This is a genomic window from Paenisporosarcina sp. P4_E4_2, assembly GCF_056401595.1.
Map to the genome: position 1 here is coordinate 1 of NZ_JBFUJC010000569.1, position 1,076 is coordinate 1,076.

The window sequence follows — 1,076 nt, forward strand, 5'->3', positions numbered from 1 at the left end:
TCCCGGTGAGGACCGGTTAATGTTACACCTCTCGCTAATTCTTGCGCTTTGCCTGCTTGCAATTTTTGCTGCAAAAAATCAGCCATTTGTTCAAATGTCGCATTTTGGTCAAGGCCACTGACAGGGTTATAACGAACTTCTAATTTTTCAAGTCCACGGGAAATCCCGAAATGAATCGGTTCTGCCCATTTTTGAAGAAGCTCCATAAATTGAAATCTTTTACGGATAACACTGACAGCTGCTTGAATATATTGATCAGTATAAACATCAAACATCACATCATTTACAGATGATTTTCCTTGATGCATTTTCAGTAAATGGTTACGCTGTTTTAATAACTTTTGAAACSTTAATAAATCGTGTAAATAAACAGGCGATATTTGCCCAATTTCCATATCCAAAAAACGTCTTCTTACTTGAGGACTGCCTTTTACAAGATGCAAATCTTCTGGTGCAAACATCACCACATTTAGTTGACCGATATAATCACTTAAACGGTTTTGTTCTAAATGATTCACTTTTGCTTTTTTGCCTTTTTTGGATAAAGTCAATTCAAGCGGTAAGCGACCATATTTTTTCTGAACATCACCTTTTATTTTACCATATTCTTCAGCCCAACGTATCAATTCTTTATCATTGGACGTTCGGTGAGATTTTGCCATGGATAACACATAAATCGATTCCATGATGTTGGTTTTTCCCTGTGCATTTTCGCCAATCAAGACATTGATTGTTTTTGAAAAATTTAACGCTAACGATTCGTAGTTTCGGTAGTTCGTTAATTCCAGACTTTCTATGTGCATATTATTGCCCGCTCAATGGATCCACAATGCGAAGTTCGCCTACTCCAGGGATGTTTACTAAATCTCCATGACGAAGTTTACGTCCACGTCTTTGATCTACTTCCCCGTTTATCAATACTTCATTTTCCGATAAAAACCATTTTGCCATCCCACCTGAGCTTATTACGTCAGTCATTTTCAGTACTTGCCCGAGGGTTACATATTCCGTTCCAATTTCAAGTTCTTTCAAGTTAATTACATCCTTCGCTTTTTAGTCTATCCCTTCATTTTACT

2 protein-coding genes are annotated in these 1,076 nt (G+C 37.1%); both read right to left on the reverse strand.

Annotated features, from left to right (window positions below):
* On the reverse strand, nt 1-803 hold an 803-nt coding region (recF, locus tag AC1DSB_RS19790; protein ID WP_477587483.1), incomplete at its 3' end, for a DNA replication/repair protein RecF.
* A 1-nt stretch (nt 804) separates the two neighbouring features.
* Nucleotides 805-1,032: a S4 domain-containing protein YaaA gene (gene yaaA / locus AC1DSB_RS19795; protein WP_016428943.1), complete on the reverse strand. Its 228-nt coding sequence runs from the start codon at nt 1,030-1,032 to the stop codon at nt 805-807.
* Between the last annotated feature and the right edge of the window lie 44 nt (nt 1,033-1,076).